Origin of the sequence: Pseudomonas mediterranea CFBP 5447, assembly GCF_000774145.1 — a bacterium.
Taxonomy (GTDB): Bacteria; Pseudomonadota; Gammaproteobacteria; order Pseudomonadales; family Pseudomonadaceae; genus Aquipseudomonas; species Aquipseudomonas mediterranea.
Genome location: NZ_KN322983.1, coordinates 477980 through 496971 on the forward strand (window position 1 = coordinate 477980; position 18992 = coordinate 496971).

Here is an 18992-nt window from a genome sequence, read left to right on the forward strand (position 1 = left end):
GGAACTCCCGGAGAGCGGCTCCCTCATACGTTATGAATGCCCGGACAAGGCCTGATAGGAGCCCGTCATGAGCGATGACCTCAAACCCCCGTCGTTGGCCGATTGGCAGCGACTGTTCGACGACAAGGCCTACTGGCAGCAGTCGCCCGATGCTCATTTCACCGAGTTGATGCAGCTGGCCAACGACCTGTTCGGCCAAGGGGCTATCGACCTGGCGCAGTGGCAGGAGCTCAAGGCCCGGGCCGAACAGCTCCACCAGCGTTCCCCGGATGCCAACGTCGCCGAAGAAGTCGCCGACCCCGATGCCTGATCCGCAAGCCTGAACACGCCAGGAGTAGCCATGAAGGACAACCCCGAACACGCCACACAAAACCCCGACGAACCGGCGCTGCCCGGCGAAGTGGAGCGCGACAACGATGCCCTGCGCCCGAACGATCCGGCCAAGCGCAAGCAGCAGGAGGGTAACCCCGCAGCGGGAGAGACCGATGCACAGAAAACCGGACGCCATGACGTAACTCCGTCATATCCCTCCAATGGAAAGAGCGATGTATAACTATTGTCAGGTTTTGTGACGTGTTACATGTTTTTGTTGAGTTGAATTGCTGTACTGAGGTGTTGCGTTTGTGTAACAGGCTGTCCAACTATTATCGGATCCAAGTTTGCTACTCAATCAAACGATTAATTGAACGAATGCAGTGAAAGTCCTCGGCCAAAGTTAAATAAATCGGAGGTGAATAATTATTTATAGCGGTGAGGCGGACATGGCTCGAAAGTTCCACTATATTGAGCCCGTTCGCCCAGTGTCTGGCTCTTTACCAGTGCATGGAATGCCGAGGCCGTCGCACTGGGCGAACACCGTCTGAAACTTTTCCCCTTTATTCATCTACATCGACCAGCGGCGCCGGCCGATGTCTAACGGCTGTCCCGGTATTAACCGGCAACCGGCGAGCGCCAATCATCGGAGCCCGACGTTCCGCTCACTTCATGAGTCCAGGTAATCTTGCGATAGGTGAAATGCACATCTTCCAGATGGGTGAAGTGCGAGTTCGCCGGGTCCTGGCAGTTGAGCATGTAGTCCTTGATATCGACGATGACCGCGTCTTCCAATGTGGTGGTGTAGTAATGCTCCTGGGTGCCGGCGGCAGAAGTCCGGTACCACTGGATTTCAACCTTGGTCAGGCGTTCGCCGCAGGTCAGGGCCGCGAGCAGCAGCGGCGAAGCCTTGTCGAAGACCTTGGTGATGACCAGGGGCTTATGCACACGCTGGCCGGTTGGCTGGCCGGACTGCGGATCGCGGGGAATGATGACCTGATGCTGGAAGCCCTGCACCATGACCTGGTCTTCATGACCTTCCTGATAGGTGTTGCCCACCGAATCGGCGGTAAACGCACCGGCCGTGATCAGACCTTGTTTGGTGCCTTCGATGGACATGTACGCGGGGGTAGCCAATGGATGCTCTCCTTGCTGGATAACTAAAGGACCTGGGAGGGAATCGTCCCGAGGTGCCGGAGGAGTTATCAAGAGCTATGCCATTTCTATAAAAGTTCTGTTATTTCAAATAGTTATTAAGTTTTGTGAGCTGCCTTCGAGTATTTCTTCGACCATTTGGACGCGATCTGCGCAACAGGCTGCGCAGCGCCACGCAATTTCTTGCGCAACGGTTGCGAGCCCGTGGGAATTGGCAGAACGACGCGAATGATGGGCTCATGGCGAAAGCGGCGGGGGCATTTTTTGCCAAACCTGATCTTGTAGCAGAGATGCTTACTGTGGCGAGGGAGCTTGCTCCTGCTGGGCTGCGCAGCAGACCCTCTTTGTGAGTGCTCCGCACTCAAGCGGGAGCAAGCTCCCTCGCCACAATCAGCCTCTTCAGAACGGCATTCAAAGGAACCCGCGCGCCTACAAACCCAACGCCATCCTGGACTCATCAATGGAACGCTGCTGCGTCTCGGCATACAGCCCCAGCTCATCGATCGTCGTTCGTCCCAACGCTTGTTCAAAGGCCTGGCGATTGGACTGTCCGGCGTAACGGCTCTGGGCGTCATCGCCGAGGTTCGACTGGAAGATACCGGCGGCGCTGACCGGCAGGAAATCTTCATACACCAGCGGTTCGGCGCGCAGGTATTGCTGTTCAACCAGTTGCTCCAGCGACGTCGATGGCGCGAGTGTGCCTTTGGCGGCCAGGCCTTTTTGTGTCACGAAATAGCGGAAGTACGCCAATGCCTGCCGGCGCAACTCATCGTGGCTATCCGGGAACGGGGCAAAGTGTTCGGCCATCAGGGTGTTGTAGCGTGCGGCATTGGCCTCGTTGGGAAATTCCCCCAAGGCATCCCGCGCCGCGTTGAGCAACTGATCGTAGAGCGCGCGGCCCTTGGGCGTGAGGGCGGCGCCCCGTTGTTCGATTTCACCGAAGCGAGCGCTGTGACTGCCTTGGGCGTGGGGCTGGTCGATGAACGCGACAGGCTCGTCCAGCGCTTTGAAACTGGTCTGGCGCAGCAGGATTGGACACTGGCGGCGGGGCGGGCCTTCGATCACTGCCTTGGGGGTGATGCCATGCACGGGCATCTGCGCTTGGACAATGTCGATGTCCAGGGTGCGCGGTGTCAGGTGATTGATGTGCGGGCCCTTGAAGGCCACCACGTCGGCGATCAGGCGGTGCTGGGCGCTGAGTTGACGGTACTGTTCGGCGGTGACGGTGGCGCTGTGGTGCCAGCGAAACGTTTCCAGGGCCTGTAGGACAAAGTCGTCGGCCTGGGCTTGCGTCAGGCCGCCCTGGCGTTCAGCGAGATCGATGAGCTCAAGCGCCTTCGACGTAAAGATCTGCCGTTTAGCCAACACCGATTCGGCAAACGCCCGAAGCTCGGCATTATCGATCAGTTCCAGGCGCAGCAAGGAGGTAAACACTCGGAACGGGCTGACCTGCAAGGCGCTTTCGTGCACCGCGCGAAAGGCCGTGGAGTGCACCGGTACCCCGGCGGGCGTGAGGTCGTAATAGCCCACCGGCTGCATGCCCATGACCGCGAACAGCCGGCTCAGGGTCGCCAGCTCCGCGGCGGTGCCGACGCGGATCGCGCCGTGGCGTTCGAGGTCCAGGCGCTCGCGCTCGCCAGTGCTGTCCAAGTGTTCGGCCAGTTGCGGATCGTTGCCCAGCACTTGGGCATTGGTCTGTTCCACCAGCTTCATCAGCGTGCCGTACAGGGGCACTTCGTCGCGGTACATGTCGGACATCGCCCTGGAGAAGCGTTGGCGGATCAGGTCGGGACTGACGAAGCTCATGGTGAGAATTCCTGGTTCGGACTGTGGGAATTGGGAATGAAAGTGGAACGAAAGATCGCAGTCTTCTCCGGCCCTCGCAAACGAAGAATCTTCAGGACTTCATTCTGCCAGGGACTGATCCCACCGCTCGTTCACTGTCCCAACCCCTTGAGGAACCCTCGATACAACGCCGCCGTCCGTTCCGGTTTTTCAATCGGCGGCAAGTGACCCATCCCGTCCCAGATTTCCACCCGCAGATCGGCGATGCCCTTGCTCCACACCGGCACGCAGCTGACGTCGATCATCCGGTCCTGGCGCCCCCAGAGCAGCAGCGACGGGGCGCGGATATCGGACAGGCGCGGCTCCATCGGCGGGCTGGCGTTGAAGTCCGTGTAGATCTCCGCCAGTTCTTCCCGGCACCTGACGTATTTATCGGCCACCGCCGCCAACACCACCTTGGGCACCCAGGGCGGCGAGTCCATGGTCATCGCATAGAACGGCGGGAAATCACTGCGCGAGCGCATCAGCGATGGGTTTCGTCCGGCAGCCACCTGGCGGTCCATATCGCTGGGTTGGGGCGAGGTCACGCCGGCCGGATTGAGCAGCGCCAGGGTCAGCACCCGCTCCGGCGAAGTGGCTGCCAGCCAGGCGGCCAGGTAACCGCCCATGGAGTTGCCGATCACATGGACCTTGTCCAGGCCGCAGGCGTCGAGCAACTCGATTATCCGCCGGGCCTGGGTCGGAATGTCATAGCCGCCGCCGGCCTTGAAGCCGGTTTCACCATGGCCGGGCAGGTCGGGGATCAGCACCCGGTAGTCACGGACGAAGGGCCGGGCGAACCGCAGCCAGAGGTTCTTGTCGGCACTGTAGCCATGCAGCATCAGGATGCTGCCGGAGGCTTCGTAAGGTCCGCCTTGCAGGGTCGACACCGTCATTTCGCTGATGGGCACGGTGATCTTGTGCAACCGGGAAAGACGGGTTTCCACCGCCATGCTCAGGTCGAACAGCACCTGGCCGATGCTCGGATAGGTCAGCCAGCTCCAGACAACGAATACAGCGATGATCACCCACAACAACAGCATGCCTTCTCTCCATGAACGACAACGAAATGTGTTTAGCCAGCCTGGGGCAGACGGTACTTGTTTGCCGCCACCCCCTGTCATGTATAGCCAAAATCTGCAGAGGACTACAGGAATTAAATCCCCCGCACGTGGTTGGCGGCTGCCCATGGGCTCGGGTAGGGTGCCCCTGCAGTCTTTCTTTACGGAACAAGGATGAATCATGATGATTACCGCTCTGCGCTCCCGTCTGGCCGTGAGTCTTGGCTTGAGCCTGGCCCTCGGTGCCTTGGCTCCCGCCGCTTTTGCACAACCCAATCAACAGGTCCTCGCCGACGCCGAACAGTACAAGGGCGAGGCCCTGAAGCTGCTCGAAAAACTGGTGAACATCGACTCCGGCTCCGGGTATGTGCCGGGGCTGACCCAGGTCGGCGACATTGCCATCGATGAGTTGAAGAAGCTCGGCGCCAGCATTGAAAAGGTGCCGAACTCCGATGGCAGTCAGCACATCCTGGCGACCCTCAAGGGCACTGGGAAAGCGAAGATCCTGCTGATGGCCCACATGGACACGGTGTTCAAGGAAGGCTCGGCTGCCGAGCGTCCGTTCCACATTAAGGACGGCCGCGCCTATGGGCCTGGCGTGATGGACGACAAGGGCGGCATCGTCGCCGGCATCTATGCGTTGAAGGTGCTCAAAAACCTGGACTTCAAGAACTATGCACAGATCACCTTCCTGCTCGACGCCAGCGAAGAAACCGGTTCGGACGTCGCCACCGACCTGATCAAGAAAACCGCCAAGGCCCATGACGTGACCCTCAACCTGGAACCGGGTCGCCCGGCCGACGGCCTGGTGGTGTGGCGCAAGGGCAGTGCCACGGCGCTGGTGGAGGTCAAGGGCAGGGCATCCCACGCCGGTGTAGCGCCGGAACTGGGGCGCAATGCGGCGATGGAAGCGGCGCACCAGATCCTCCAACTTGGCAAGCTCGGCGACGCGGACAAGAAAACCACCATCAACTTCACGGTGCTCAACGCGGGCGACCGCACCAACGTGATTCCCGACAAGGCCACCGCCAAGGCCGACGTGCGGGCCGCAGTGCCGGAAGAATTCGACCGTATCGAAAAAGACCTGGCGCGCGTGTCCCAGGACAAACTGATCGCCGATACCGAAGTCACCACCAGCCTGAAACGCGGCCTGCCGCCAATGCCGCAGACGGCGGAATCGGATCGCCTGATGGCCATGGCCCAGGGCATCTATGGCGAGCTGGGGCGCAAGCTTACCGAAGAGGGCAGCGGTGGCGCGGCGGACGCCAGCCTGTCGGCCGGGGTCGGTACGCCAACGCTGGACGGTTTCGGGATCGTCGGCGGCAACATCCATACGCCCGAGGAATACGCGGATGTGGAAAGCGTCGTGCCCCGGGTTTATCTGCTGTCGCGGATGATCATGGAGTTGGCGGGACGGTAGCCATCAGGGCCCAGTGCAAAATCCTGTGAAGGAGCGATCCTGTGGGTTAGGACATACCCCCTGTGGCGAGGAATCCTGTGGGAGCAAGGCTTGCCCGCGATGAAGCTCACGCGATTTACCTTGGAACCTAGTGGCCTGTATCGCGGGCAAGCCTTGCTCCCACAAAGTCCCCTTGCCACAAAGGGGGAACTGGCTAGCGCGGTTCGACGTTATCCAACGCCCGGTTCGCCAGCAATCCACCCAGTTCGATCAATTGCTGGATGCCCAGAGCCACATGCCGCCGCGAGCCGTCCAGCTCGAACGCCAGGTCACTGACCATGGCATTGGCCGAGGCCAGGGTTTCGCTGAGGTTGGCGAGCAGGCATTCGGTGTCGACGCCGTTGACGACGGTGAAAAGTTGGCCTAGATCGGCCTTGGATTCGGACGTTTGGGGCTTGAGGTAGAAATCGAGGGCGCGCTTGGCGGCTTTGTCGAGTTCCGAGGTGTTGGGGTCGGTGTCTGGTGGGTTGGGGGTTACTTTGAACATGGTTGAAGCTCCAGGTAATTAAATTGGAGCCATCACTCTCTCGCTACCAAACGAAGGGTGGCGGCCATACGAAGGTTGGTAGACCGGTTACCTGGCACCCGGCGCGTCCGAGGACGCCCTACGCATGACCACCATCAAATAGAAGACAAAAACGTCCCCTGCATCCGGTTGCACAATGCGCCAGGAAAACCGGGCTACCAAACCCGATCGCTGATTCGTCAGCGACCGGAAAACGATAAGGTCAGGCCCCAAAGCGCACAAGCCGGCGGATTCTGGCGTAGTTGTAGGCAATGGCGCAAGGCGATGTAGTTGCGGCCTACACCGAAGGGAACCCAGTAAACGCATGGCTTTTGTGGCCAGGGAGCTTGTTGTGGCGAGGGAGCTTGCTCCCGTTCGATTGCGCAGCAATCGCAAAAAGCGAGGGTCGCTTCGCAGCCCAGCGGGAGCAAGCTCCCTCGCCACAGCTAGCTCCCTTCGCCACAGCAAGCCCCTCGCCACAACAGGCTCCCCGGCCACAGCAAGCTTCCTGACTACAGGGGTTTAATGCCGGCCGGAACATTTCAATAAACCCAAACCTCCACCCGCCGATTCCTGATCCGGCCCTCATCCTCGCTATTGGCCGCCACCGGCATCAGCGCGCCAAACCCGCGTACCTCCCGCAATGTCACGCCGTTCCTGACCAGCTCACGCCGCACCGCCATGGCCCGCAACTTGGACAGCAGGTCCGCTCGCGCCGGGTCGTCCTTGGCGTCGCCGAACCCCACCAGCGTGATGTGCCGTTCGGTTTTGCCGTGTTGCCGGAGGTAGTCGAGCACGCGGTTCAGGTCCTGGCGGGCCTTGTTGTCGAGGTTGGCGCTGCCTTCGGCGAAGCGGAAGTTGACGGTCAGGCGTTGGGCGTGGCGGCTCAAGGCCTGGTAACCCTCCGGCATCAAGGCATTGGGGGTGACGGCCATGGCCTGCACGGTCTGGGCGATGAAGCCGTTCGCCGCGACGATGGCCTGGCCCTTGTCGCTTTGGGTGAACGCCACCAACGCCTCGGCCCATGGAGTGCCCACCTGGGGCGGCAGGTAGAAGAACAACCGCCGGGACAACGGGTAGTCCTCCGTGGCAATCAGGTTGTTCAACGGCAACATGGGTTGAGAATCGCCATCGGCAATCGCCAGCGCCTTGGCCTGGCGCACGTAGGGCAAACCGATGAAACCGATGCCTTGGGGGTCCTGGCTGACGGCGTCGGATAACTGTTCGCTGGATTCGAAGCGCAGGGCGGCAGGGTCCAGCCGTTTGCCCTGGCGGTTGAGCACCAGTTCCTTGAAGGTGTCGTAAGTGCCGGACTGGTCATCCCGGGCGTAGAGCCGTATCGGTCCGCCGACGCTGCCCACCGCCTCCCAGGTTTTCGCTTCGCCGCTGAAGATCTTCGCCAGTTGCACCGTGTTCAACTGACGCAGCGGGTTGCGTGGGTGCAGGATGATCGCCAGACCATCAATGGCGATGACCTGCTCGGCCGTAGGACTTTTCAGATCCCCCAGGGGCAGCAGTTCCTTCAGCTCGTTGTCCTTGATCGGCCGGGAAGCGGCGGCGAGATCGGCGCTGCCCTGCTTGAGGGCGGCGAATCCGGTGCTGGAGCCATGGGCGGCGATGTCGATCTCCACCCGCCGGCCATCGGCGGTCTGGCCGACGATGCGTTGCTCGTTGTCATGGCCGGTGATTTCGCTGCTGACCTTGAGCAGGCCCTGATCTTCCATCAACCCCTTGGCCAGGGCCGGACCGAGTGTCGCGCCAATGGTGTTCGAGCCCTGTATGCGCAAGGCAGGACCCTGCTCGGGAACCGGCAGATCGGTGGCCCAGGCCGCGAGCGGCAGCCACAGCACGAAACAACCCACCCGAAGCCGCATCTCGGCACCTTTTGAACCCAGAGAAATGCCGGAAGATTAAGTCAGTCAGGTTACTGAGAGATGACAATCACCCTCGACCCTTGTGGGACGCTCGGACGAGCGCTACTGCCGCCGTGTAAGTTGATCAATGCAAGCTGACCCACCGCTATCGCGAGCAGGCTCGCTCCCACAGGGGTTAGTGCAGGTCTTGGGATCAGCTCAATTGCAGCCAGATCGGCGCATGGTCCGAAGGTTTCTCCATGCCCCGCAGTTCGTAGTCCACGCCGGCATCCTTGACCCGCGGCAGCAGGCCGTGGGAGGTCAGGATCAGGTCGATGCGCAGGCCGCGCTTGGGTTCGTCCTCGAAGCCGCGGCTGCGGTAGTCGAACCAACTGAAGCGGTCGGTGACGTCCGGGTTCAGGTGGCGGAAGCTGTCCACCAGGCCCCAGTTCTTCAGGCGGGCCATCCATTCGCGTTCTTCCGGCAGGAAGCTGCATTTTCCGGTTTTCAGCCAGCGCTTCATGTTGTCCGGGCCGATGCCGATGTCGCAGTCTTCCGGGGAGATGTTCACATCGCCCATCACCACCACCGGCTGGTCGTTGCTGAAGCGGCTTTCCAGCAGGTGCTGCAAATCGCTGTAGAAACGCTCCTTGGCCGGGAACTTGGTCGGATGATCGCGGCTTTCACCTTGTGGGAAATAGCCGTTCATGATGGTGACCGGCACGCCATTGGCATCGGCGAAGGTGCCCCAGATAAAGCGCCGCTGGGCGTCTTCATCATCACTCTCGAAACCTTTGTACAGGCTCAACGGCGCCTGGCGGGAGAGCAGGGCGACGCCGTAATGGCCTTTTTGTCCGTGGTAATGCACGTGGTAACCCAGGGCTTGCACTTCGGCCAGGGGGAATTGTTCGTCGTGGACCTTGGTTTCCTGCAGGCCGATCACGTCCGGCTGATGCTTCTCGATCAGCGCCGCCAGCTGATGGGGGCGGGCGCGCAGCCCGTTGATGTTGAAGGAGACGATCTTCATGGTCGGCTGTCCTGGCAAAACTGCGATGCTAGCTGACATGTAGGAGAGGAGCCAGCGTGGCAGTAGGACAAATGCACTGCTAATGTCCTGTGCATGTAGGAACGATCGCAGCCCTATCGGGTTCGTACTCAATAAGAGCAGGGCCTCCCGAGCCCGCCCAGGAGATTTCCCACCATGCCTGAAACCGCTACCGCCATCGCCGATATCCACATGCTCGACAGCGGCTACTCCCGCGAAGCCCGTTCATTGCTGTACCAGGCTTATCGCCATGAGCCGACGTTCAGCTACCTGTTCGAGTCCGAGCGCCCGGGTTACGAGCAGCGGGTGCGGGCGACGGTGCGGGAGTTGGTCAAGCAGCATTTTCTCCAGGAGTTGCCCGCCATCGGCCTGCTGGTCAACGACCGGCTGATCGGTATCGCCCTGATCGCTCCACCCCAACGCCGCCTGGGCATCACCGAAAGCTGGGCCTGGCGCCTGCGTATGGTGTTGAGTACCGGTTTTCGCTGCACCCGGCGCTACCTGGAATACCACGCGGCGGTGACGGCCTGCCTGCCGTCGGATGCGGTCCATGTGCTACCGCTGCTGGGGGTGCATCCACAGTTTCAAGGCAAGCATTTCGGCGAACAGCTGCTCCAGGCAGTGCACAACTGGTGCGCGGTGGACGAGCATTCCCAGGGCGTGGTCCTGGACACCGGTAACCCGCGGTACCTGGAGTTCTATAAGCGCCAGGGGTATGAGGAAATCGGTGAGATTGCGGTAGGACCGATCCGCGAGCATGTGTTCTTTCACCCCAATCCCCAGGTTTTGCAAAGCGCAACGGCCTGAACCTGCTCCTGGCTTGCGAACTTTTGCGACATGTCCGGTTCTATCAGGCTCCCAAGCCCGTGTTAGCATCCGCGCCATGAAACTCCCAGGACGAATAACCAGTGGCGCGCTCCTGCTGTCCCTCAGCTGCGTGGCACTGGCACAAAGTGAATTGGATGTACGGGTCAAACCGTCCAATGACGCACTCAAGGCCAACGTCGAAGGCTACATCGGTGGCCTCGGCGATCGTGACGAAGAGGCCCTGCTGCGCTTCAGTCGTGGCGCCGAGGAACAGGCGCGCAAAGCCGCCCAGGCACTGGGCTACTATCAGCCGCGGATCGACAGCGAGGTCAAGGGTGGCAAGCAGCCGCGCCTGATCCTGACCATCGACCCCGGCGAGCCCGTGCATTTGCGCAACGTCACGGTGCGCATCGATGGCCCGGCGGCCTCGCTCAAGGCCTTTCGCGTACCCGACAACGCGGCGCTCAAGCCGGGCGCGGTGCTCAACCATGGTCGCTATGAAGACGCCAAGCGGACAATCCAGAACCAGGCTTCGCGCTATGGCTTTTTCAGCGGTCGATTCGTCAGCCAGAAACTGCAGGTGGACCCCCAGGCCGGCATCGCCGATATCGAGCTGATCTACGACAGTGGGCCGCGCTACACCCTGGGGGCGGTGAGTTTCGAAGGCGATACACCCTTCGACGAAGACCTGTTGCGACGCATGGTGCCCTTCAAGGCCGGTACGGCCTACGACTCGGAGCTGATCGCCGAACTGAACCAGGCCCTGCAATCGAGCGGTTATTTCGAAGGCGTGCGCGTGGATGCGGCGCCCACCGCCGCGACCGACAACGTGATTCCGGTCGCCGTCAAGCTCGACACCCGCAAGCCGCGCACCATGGGCCTGGGCCTGGGGTTCTCCACCGACGTCGGCCCGCGGGCCAAGGCCAACTGGACGCGCCACTGGGTCAACCCCCAGGGCCACAGCTACGGCTGGGAGACGGAGATATCGGCCCCCCGGCAGAACGTCGGCCTGTGGTACGACGTACCGCTGGACCCGCCGCTGACCGACAAGCTGCGCTACGCCGGCGGTTATCAATATGAAGAGCTGGCCGATACCGACAGCCTCAGCAAACTGCTGACCGTGGGGCCCGAGTGGCACAGCAAGTTGCCCAGTGGCTGGCAGCGGGTGATATCGCTCAAGTGGCAGCGCGAGGAGTATCGCCTGGGTGACGATTCGGGTCTGAGTACACTGCTGATGCCGGGCGTCAGCTATTCGTACCTGCGCAGCGACAACCGCATCGACCCGCACAACGGCTATCGCTTGCAGTTCGACACCAAGGTCGCCAAGGAAGGGCTGGGCTCGGACAACAACGTGCTCTACGGCACGGCCATGGTCAAGGGTCTGACCACGGTGTTCGACAAGCATCGCCTGCTGGCCCGGGCCCAGGTGGGCGGCAGCGCCACCAATGGCTACAAATCCATCCCGCCGTCCCTGCGCTTTTTCGCCGGCGGCGACCAGAGCGTGCGCGGCTACGATTATCAGAGCTTGTCGCCGGAAAACAACGAAGGCGATCGCATCGGTGGCCGTTACATGATCGCCGGCAGCCTCGAATACCAGTACTCGATTGCTGAGAAATGGCGGGTCGCGACCTTCGTCGATCAGGGGAACGCCTTCAACAGCCTTGAATTGCCGAGCCTCAAGACCGGCGTGGGGGTTGGCGTGCGCTGGGTGTCGCCGGTGGGCCCGATCCGCCTCGACCTGGCCCATGCGCTGGACGAGGAAGGCGGTATCCGATTGCACTTTTCCATGGGGCCTGAGCTGTGAGGCGTGGTTTGAAGAGAACACTGCTGGCACTCGCTGGGGTGCTGGCGTTGGTCGTGCTGACATTGGGCCTCATGCTGGGTACGCAGCCGGGTAGCCGCTGGATGCTTGACCTGGTGCCGGGGTTGAGCGTGGATAACTTCCAGGGGCGGTTGGGCGGACAGTGGAGCGCCGACCACCTCTTGTGGCAACAGGACAGCCGCCGCGTGGAGCTCGATGGGCTGATCGTTGCGTGGTCGCCGTTGTGCCTGGCGCGCATGACCCTGTGCATCGAGCAGCTCAAGGTCGATAAGGCCAGCGTGCAATTGCCACCTTCTGTCGACGCGCCGAGCAGTGGTCCGATCGCGTTGCCGGACCTGGACTTGCCAATCGCCATCGAGCTGGGCGAAGTGCAGGTCGGCAGCCTGCTGTTCAACGGCAGCGAGCAGCTCAAGGGCTTGCAACTGGTTGCCCATTGGACCGCCGCGGGCTTGCAGATCGATTCGGTGCAATTGCAGCGTGACGAGTTGAGCCTGAAGCTTTCCGGGTTGTTGAAACCCGCAGGCAACTGGCCGCTGAAGGCCCAGGGTCAATTGACCTTGCCGGCCCCGGGCGACACGCCGTGGACGCTGGACCTGGCCGTCGACGGCGACCTGCTCAAGACCCTCAACCTCAACGCCGACAGCAGCGGCTACCTGCAAGGCCGGCTGGTCGGCGAGCTGCAACCGTTGGCGGACAACCTGCCGGCCAAGGTGCGCATCACCGCCGACGGCTTCAAGGCCAGCGCCGATCTGCCGGACACGCTGTTGCTCAATCAACTGGAACTGACCGGTGAAGGCGACCTGAAAAACGGCTATCAACTGCTGGGCAAGGCCACGCTGCCCGCCGAGCAGTGGCCGGTAGCGTTGTCGCTGCAAGGCAAGGTGGACGCTAATGGTGCGCAGATCGCTGGTGTGGACCTGAACGCTGGCGACCGGCAGAGCCTGAACGTGACCGGGCAGGTGAACTGGCGCGAAGGCCTGAGCGCGGACGCGAAAATCGCCTGGCTGGATTTCCCCTGGCATCGTCTCTATCCGCTGATCGACGAGCCACAGGTGACGTTGCGCAGCTTCAACGGCGAAGTCTCCTACACCGACGGTCAGTACCTGGGTCATTTCCAGGCCGCGTTGGACGGGCCCGCAGGCGCCTTCAGCCTGGGCAGCCCGTTCAGCGGGGACCTGACGCAGATCCATTTGCCACAGCTCCAACTCGCGGCGGGGCAGGGCAAGGCCGAAGGGCACCTGGACCTGCAATTTGCCGAGGGCATTGCCTGGGATACGGCGCTGGACCTGTCGGCCATCAACCCCGCCTATTGGCTCGGCGAACTGCCCGGCACCCTGGCCGGACCGCTGCGCAGCAAAGGGTCGTTGAAAAACGGCATCCTCGGCCTCGACGCGGACCTGGACCTCAAGGGCAAGTTGCGTGGCCAGCCGGCGCTGTTCCAGGCCAAGGCCAGCGGCAGCGGTGAGCAATGGAACCTCGGCGCGCTGGACATCCGCCTGGGGGATAACCGCATCAACGGCAGCGGCAGCCTGCAACAGAAACTGAGCGGCCAGATCGACATCAAGCTCGCGCGGCTGGCGCAGCTCTGGCCGCAACTGCGCGGCCAGCTCAACGGTCGTATCGATGTGGCCGGGACCCTCAAGGCCCCCCAGGGCAAGCTCGGCCTGCAAGGCAGCCAGCTTGCCCTTCAGAATAATCGCCTGCAAAGCCTGAACCTGGATGCCACCCTCGACAGCGCGCAGCGGGGCAAGCTCGATCTGAAGGCCAGCGACATCCGCACCGGCGACACTGCTTTGGGCGTGCTGACGGTCAGCGGCCAGGGGGATATCAAGCAGCAAAAACTCAACCTGGACCTGCAAGGGCCGCAGCTGAAGACCGCTCTGGGCTTCGATGGCGCGCTGGATCAAGGCAACTGGCGCGGGCGCCTGAACAGTGGCGACCTGCAGGTCGGCGGCCAGGACTGGCGCCTGCAAGGACCGGCGAAGCTGGAGCGCCTGGCCAACGGCACGCTCAATTTCGGCGCCCATTGCTGGCGTTCCGGCCAGGCCAGCCTGTGTGGCGAGGACCAGCGCCTGATGCCGGAACCGAAGCTGCGCTATCACCTCAAGCAGTTCCCCATTGAAAGCCTCGCCCAGTGGATGCCCAAGGACTTCGCCTGGCAGGGCCGGCTCAATGCCGATCTGCAATTGGACCTGCCGGCCAGCGGTCCGAACGGGCGGGTTCTGGTGGACGCCAGTGGCGGCACGCTGCGGATTCGAGACAAGGAGCAGTGGCTGGACTTTCCCTACCAGACCCTGAAGCTGGACAGCCGCCTGACCCCCAAGCGCATCGACACCCACCTGAATTTTGTCGGTGCCCGGCTCGGCGAACTGATGCTTCAGGCCCAGATCAACCCGTTGCCCGCCAGCAAACCCCTCAGCGGTTCGTTCCGCCTGACCGGCCTGGACCTGTCCGTGGCCCGGCCGTTCGTGCCGATGGTGGAAACCCTCACCGGTCACCTGAACGGCAGTGGCACGTTATCTGGTGGCTTGCTGGCGCCGCAGGTGAACGGCAATCTCGTGCTCAGCGAAGGCGAGGTGTCCGGGCCGGAGTTGCCGGTCAGCCTCGAAGCCTTGCAGGTGCGCGCGATGATCGCCGGCGAAACGGTACGCCTCGACGGCAGTTGGAAAAGTGGCAAGGGCGGGCAAGGCAGCCTGAGCGGCAACCTGGGCTGGGGCGAGGCGTTGAGCATGAACCTGGCGCTCAAGGGGTCGCAATTGCCGGTCACCGTGGAGCCCTATGCGATGCTGGAGATGGCGCCGGACCTCAACATCACGCTGCATGGCGAGCGGCTGGCGATTGCCGGCAAGGTGCTGGTGCCCAAGGGCGAGATCACCGTCCGCGAATTGCCGCCTTCCACCGTCAAGGTCTCGGATGACACGGTGATCGTCGGCCACCAGACCGAAGAGGGCAAGGCGCCGCTGGCCATGGCAATGGACGTCGATGTGATCGTGGGCCAGGAGAAGCTCGCGTTTTCCGGTTTCGGCCTGACGGCCAACGTCCAGGGCCAGGTGCACATCGGCGACAACATGGACACCCGTGGCGAACTCTGGCTCAACGACGGGCGTTACCGGGCCTACGGGCAGCGGCTGACGGTGCGTCGGGCGCGGCTGCTGTTCGCCGGGCCCATCGACCAGCCCTACCTGGACGTCGAGGCGATTCGCCAGACCGATGACGTGATCGCCGGCATCCGCTTGAGCGGGAGCGCCGAACAGCCGGTCACGCAGATCTTCTCGGAACCGGCCATGAGCCAGGAGCAGGCGCTGTCCTACCTGGTGCTGGGGCGACCGCTCAGCACCACCGGCGAGGACAACAACATGCTTGCCCAGGCAGCGCTGGGCTTGGGGTTGATGGGCAGTTCCGGGGTAACCACCAGCCTTGCCAGCAACCTGGGGATCGATGATTTCCAGCTCGACACCCAAGGCAGCGGCAACACCACCAGCGTGGTCGCCAGCGGCAACCTGTCGGAAAAACTCAGCCTGCGCTATGGCGTAGGGGTGTTCGAACCGGCCAACACCATCGCCCTGCGTTACAAGCTCAGCAAAAAGGTCTACCTCGAAGCCGCCAGCGGCGTCGCCAGCTCGCTGGATATCTTCTACAAGCGCGATTTCTAAGCCTCCCCCTATCCCTTGTGGGAGCGAGCCTGCTCGCGATAGCGGTCTATCAGTCAACTCATCACTGACTGGCATGCCGCTATCGCGAGCAGGCTCGCTCCCACAGGTTTTTCTGCGTTCGTCAGACTGGTATGTAGCCTGCTAACGATTCGTTTGACATTTGCTGCCTAAGCAGTAATATCTCGACATACATTCACTGCCTAGGCAGCAAACGGTGTCCTGATGAAGCATTTCACCCCAGACGAATTCCATAACTGTCACCTCGGCATGCTGCTCGGACGGGCCGCGCTGCTCAAAGACCGGATCATCGACACGCACATGGAACCGGTCGGCATCACCGCTGCGCAGTTCAAGGTGCTGATCATCATGGCCCAGCACGGCATCGATACACCGGCCGAACTGTGTCGCTACCTGTCCCTGGACAGTGGCTCGATGACACGCATGCTCGATCGCCTGGAGCAGAAGGGCTTCCTGGTTCGCCAGCGTTCGGCCGAGGACCGCCGGCAGGTGCGATTGGTCCTGACCGAAGCCGGCCAGGGGCTTGCCGATCGCCTGCCCTACATCGGCGCCGATGCCATGAATCAACTGGCTGGCGCCATCAGCCGCGAGGAGTTGCAGACCCTCGAACAGATCCTCAAGAAAATACTGCTCGCTGCCGGTGATCCCATCACCGTGTTGCGACTGGGGGACAAATGAAGCGTAAAACCTTGCGTACCCGGTTGAGCCTGGTACTGCTGGCCATGAGCCTCGCGGGCTGTGCCAGCTACAGCGGCCTGAAGACCGAAGGCGTCAGCCTCGAGGCCCAGAACCTCAAGGCCGGACAATCCCTCAATGGCGTCAAGCTGTCGCCGGCCTCGTGGCCGAAAAGCGACTGGTGGTCCAGCCTGGGCGATCCGCAACTCGACGGCCTGATCCGTGAAGCCCTGCGCGACAGCCCGGACATGCAGATCGCCAGTGCCCGGGTGCATCAGGCCAGCGCCGCCGCCTACGCCGCCAACGCCGCGCGCATGCCGACCCTGGATGCCAGCGGCAGCGTCAGCCGTTCGCGACTGGCCCGTGACCAGGACCCGGCGGGGCAGGGCGGTGCATACAGCACCCTGCGTTCGCTGAGCGTGGATTTCAATTACAACTTCGACCTCTGGGGCGGCCAGCGGGCGGCCTGGGAATCTGCGCTGGGCCAGGCCCGCGCAGCGGAAATCGACCGCCAGGCCGCGCAATTGACCTTGGCCGCCGATGTGGCCCGGGCCTACAGCGACCTGGGGCAAGCGCACATCATTCATGACCTGGCGGTTGAAGATCTCAAGCGCACCCGGCAGATGCTCGACCTGAGCAAGCGTCGTCTGACTGCCGGGATCGACAGCGAATACCAGTTCCAACAGACCGAAAGCCTGGAAGCCAGCGCGAGCGCGACGCTGATCGATACGGAAAAACGCCTGCAAAGTGCCAAGATCGCCTTGGCGGTGCTGTTGGGCAAGGGGCCGGATCGCGGCAATGAAATCGCCCGCCCCAACGTGCTGCAAGCCAGTGCCGTCGCGTTGCCGTCGAACCTGCCGGCCGAACTGTTGGGGCGCCGCCCGGACCTGGTGGCGGCGCGCTGGCGGGTAGAGGCGGCGAGCAAGAGCATCGAAGCCGGCAAGACCAACTTCTACCCCAACCTCAACCTGAGTGCGGCGGCGGGGGTGCAGTCCTTGTTGGGTGACGCGATGTTCGGGTCGGCCAGCCGCTTCTTCAACGTGGCGCCGACGGTGTCGCTGCCGATTTTCGACGGCGGACGCCTGCGGGCGGACCTGGATGCCCGGGATGCCGACTATGACCTGGCGGTGGCGCAATACAACAAGAGCCTGGTCACGGCCCTTGGGGATGTCAGCGACACCATCAACCAATTGCGCGATATCTCCCGGCAGATCGGTGCCCAGCAGCACGCCACCGATATTGCCCAGAGTTCCTACGACACCGTGGTCCAGCGCTACGGCTCGGGCATCGGCAATTACCTGGACGTGCTGAGTATCGAGCAGCAACTGCTCCAGGCCCAGCGCCAACTGGCGACCCTGAACGCCGAGCAGATCGATTTGTCGATCCAATTGATGCAGGCCCTGGGCGGCGGTTTCGAGACCGACACCCTGGCTTCGGCCACGGCGGTTTCCGCCGCGCCGCATAACTGATTCGAGGTATTTGTCATGGCCACCGCAGAAAATACGCAAGCGTCCGAAAACCAACAGGACAACAACCCACGCAAGCGCAAGGTGATGCTGCTGGCGCTGACGGTGATCGTCATTCTCGCCGGCCTGGGTGTCTGGGCCTGGCATGAACTGTACGGCCGCTGGAGCGAAAGCACCGACGATGCCTATGTGAACGGCAACGTAGTGGAAATCACGCCGCAGGTCACCGGCACCGTGGTGAGCATCGGCGCCGACGATGGCGACCTGGTGCGCGAAGGCCAGGTGTTGGTGCAGTTCGACCCGAACGACGCCGAGGTCGGCCTGCAAAGTGCCCAGGCCAACCTGGCCCGCACGGTCCGCCAGGTACGTGGTTTGTACAGCAACGTCGACGGCATGCGTGCGCAGGTCAATGCGCAGGAAGCCGAAGTGCAGAAGGCCCAGGAGAACTACAACCGGCGTAAGAACCTGGCGGCTGGCGGGGCGATTTCCAAGGAAGAACTGTCCCACGCCCGGGATGACCTGACCTCGGCGCAGAATGCCCTCGCCAATGCCCGGCAGCAACTCAAGACCTCCAGCGCGCTGGTGGACGACACCGTGGTCTCGTCCCATCCCGACGTGCAATCGGCCGCCGCGCAATTGCGCCAGGCCTACCTGAACAACGCCCGCAGCACCCTGATCGCGCCGGTCACCGGTTATGTCGCCAAGCGCACCGTGCAATTGGGGCAACGGGTGCAACCGGGCACGGCGCTGATGGCGGTGATTCCGCTGGATCAGTTGTGGATCGACGCCAACTTCAAGGAAACCCAGCTGCGTGAAATGCGCATCGGCCAGCCGGTGGAGATCGAAACCGACCTCTACGGCAGCGATGTGAAGTACAGCGGCACCGTCGACAGCCTCGGCGCGGGAACCGGCAGCGCGTTTGCCCTGCTGCCGGCGCAGAACGCCACCGGTAACTGGATCAAGATCGTCCAGCGGGTGCCGGTGCGCATTCATGTCAACGCCCAGGAGCTGGCCAAGCATCCGCTGCGGGTCGGGCTGTCCACCGAGGTCAGCGTCAACCTGCGGGATCAGAGCGGTCCGGTCCTGGCCCAGCAACCTCCGCAGAAGGCCTCGTTCAGCACCCAGGTCTACGACCGCCAGCTGGCCGATGCCGACGCGATGATCACGCGCCTGATCCATGAGAACAGCGCTGCTGCGAGCAAGACTGCGCAGCGTTGATGATCAGGTGAGAGTTCTATCGATCTGTGGGAGCGAGCCTGCTCGCGATGGCGGCATGACAGTCGACTTTTGTGTCATCTGATACACCGCTATCGCGAGCAGGCTCGCTCCCACAGGTC

The 18992-nt window shown here is 62.5% G+C and carries 15 protein-coding genes; 9 read left to right on the forward strand and 6 right to left on the reverse strand.

Going from position 1 to position 18992, the window contains the following annotated elements; translation table 11 throughout:
- Positions 1 to 67 precede the first annotated feature (67 nt).
- A complete protein-coding gene (locus N005_RS07670; RefSeq protein WP_047700636.1) occupies positions 68 to 310 on the forward strand; it encodes a hypothetical protein in 243 nt (80 codons plus the stop codon).
- 30 nt (positions 311 to 340) lie between these two features.
- Entirely contained in the window at positions 341 to 553 is a 213-nt protein-coding gene (locus N005_RS07675; protein ID WP_047700637.1) for a hypothetical protein, read from the forward strand.
- Between the two features lie 377 nt (positions 554 to 930).
- Here N005_RS07675 and N005_RS07680 read toward each other — a convergent pair whose 3' ends face one another.
- From N005_RS07680 to N005_RS07690, 3 genes are all read right to left on the reverse strand, one after another.
- Positions 931 to 1449: an Hcp family type VI secretion system effector gene (locus tag N005_RS07680; RefSeq protein WP_047700638.1), complete on the reverse strand. Its 519-nt coding sequence runs from the start codon at positions 1447 to 1449 to the stop codon at positions 931 to 933.
- A 447-nt stretch (positions 1450 to 1896) separates the two neighbouring features.
- A complete protein-coding gene (gene hglS / locus N005_RS07685; RefSeq protein WP_047700639.1) occupies positions 1897 to 3273 on the reverse strand; it encodes a 2-oxoadipate dioxygenase/decarboxylase HglS in 1377 nt (458 codons plus the stop codon).
- Positions 3274 to 3404: 131 nt separating this feature from the next.
- Complete coding sequence (locus tag N005_RS07690; RefSeq protein ID WP_047700640.1) at positions 3405 to 4334, reverse strand: alpha/beta fold hydrolase; 930 nt, start codon at positions 4332 to 4334, stop codon at positions 3405 to 3407.
- Between the two features lie 199 nt (positions 4335 to 4533).
- Here N005_RS07690 and N005_RS07695 point away from each other — a divergent pair, with 199 nt between their 5' ends.
- On the forward strand, positions 4534 to 5772 hold the full coding sequence (locus tag N005_RS07695; protein WP_047700641.1) for a M20/M25/M40 family metallo-hydrolase: 1239 nt from the start codon (positions 4534 to 4536) through the stop codon (positions 5770 to 5772).
- Between the two features lie 193 nt (positions 5773 to 5965).
- Here the strand turns inward: N005_RS07695 and N005_RS07700 are convergent, their stop codons facing one another.
- The 3 genes from N005_RS07700 to xthA all read right to left on the reverse strand — a co-directional run bounded on the left by N005_RS07700 (position 5966) and on the right by xthA (position 9196).
- Positions 5966 to 6298, reverse strand: a complete 333-nt coding sequence (locus N005_RS07700) for a DUF6124 family protein (RefSeq protein WP_047700642.1) — start codon at positions 6296 to 6298, stop codon at positions 5966 to 5968.
- Between the two features lie 560 nt (positions 6299 to 6858).
- The gene (locus tag N005_RS07705) at positions 6859 to 8190 is read right to left on the reverse strand and encodes a substrate-binding domain-containing protein (protein WP_047700643.1); all 1332 of its coding nucleotides are present in this window, start codon (positions 8188 to 8190) and stop codon (positions 6859 to 6861) included.
- 193 nt (positions 8191 to 8383) lie between these two features.
- The gene (gene xthA / locus N005_RS07710; RefSeq protein WP_047700644.1) at positions 8384 to 9196 is read right to left on the reverse strand and encodes an exodeoxyribonuclease III; all 813 of its coding nucleotides are present in this window, start codon (positions 9194 to 9196) and stop codon (positions 8384 to 8386) included.
- 174 nt (positions 9197 to 9370) lie between these two features.
- Here xthA and N005_RS07715 point away from each other — a divergent pair, with 174 nt between their 5' ends.
- The 6 genes from N005_RS07715 to N005_RS07740 all read left to right on the forward strand — a co-directional run bounded on the left by N005_RS07715 (position 9371) and on the right by N005_RS07740 (position 18873).
- Entirely contained in the window at positions 9371 to 10021 is a 651-nt protein-coding gene (locus tag N005_RS07715; protein WP_047700645.1) for a GNAT family N-acetyltransferase, read from the forward strand.
- A gap of 76 nt (positions 10022 to 10097) precedes the next feature.
- Positions 10098 to 11825 (forward strand): autotransporter assembly complex protein TamA, encoded by a 1728-nt coding sequence (locus tag N005_RS07720; protein ID WP_047700646.1) that lies wholly within the window; start codon positions 10098 to 10100, stop codon positions 11823 to 11825.
- Positions 11822 to 15496, forward strand: a complete 3675-nt coding sequence (locus N005_RS07725; RefSeq protein ID WP_047700647.1) for a translocation/assembly module TamB domain-containing protein — start codon at positions 11822 to 11824, stop codon at positions 15494 to 15496. Before N005_RS07720 ends, N005_RS07725 begins: the two co-directional genes overlap by 4 nt.
- A 222-nt stretch (positions 15497 to 15718) precedes the next feature.
- The gene (locus N005_RS07730; RefSeq protein WP_041022605.1) at positions 15719 to 16192 is read left to right on the forward strand and encodes a MarR family winged helix-turn-helix transcriptional regulator; all 474 of its coding nucleotides are present in this window, start codon (positions 15719 to 15721) and stop codon (positions 16190 to 16192) included.
- On the forward strand, positions 16189 to 17658 hold the full coding sequence (locus tag N005_RS07735; protein WP_047700648.1) for an efflux transporter outer membrane subunit: 1470 nt from the start codon (positions 16189 to 16191) through the stop codon (positions 17656 to 17658). Before N005_RS07730 ends, N005_RS07735 begins: the two co-directional genes overlap by 4 nt.
- Positions 17659 to 17673: 15 nt before the next feature.
- A complete protein-coding gene (locus tag N005_RS07740) occupies positions 17674 to 18873 on the forward strand; it encodes an HlyD/EmrA/EmrK family protein (protein WP_047700649.1) in 1200 nt (399 codons plus the stop codon).
- Positions 18874 to 18992 lie beyond the last annotated feature (119 nt).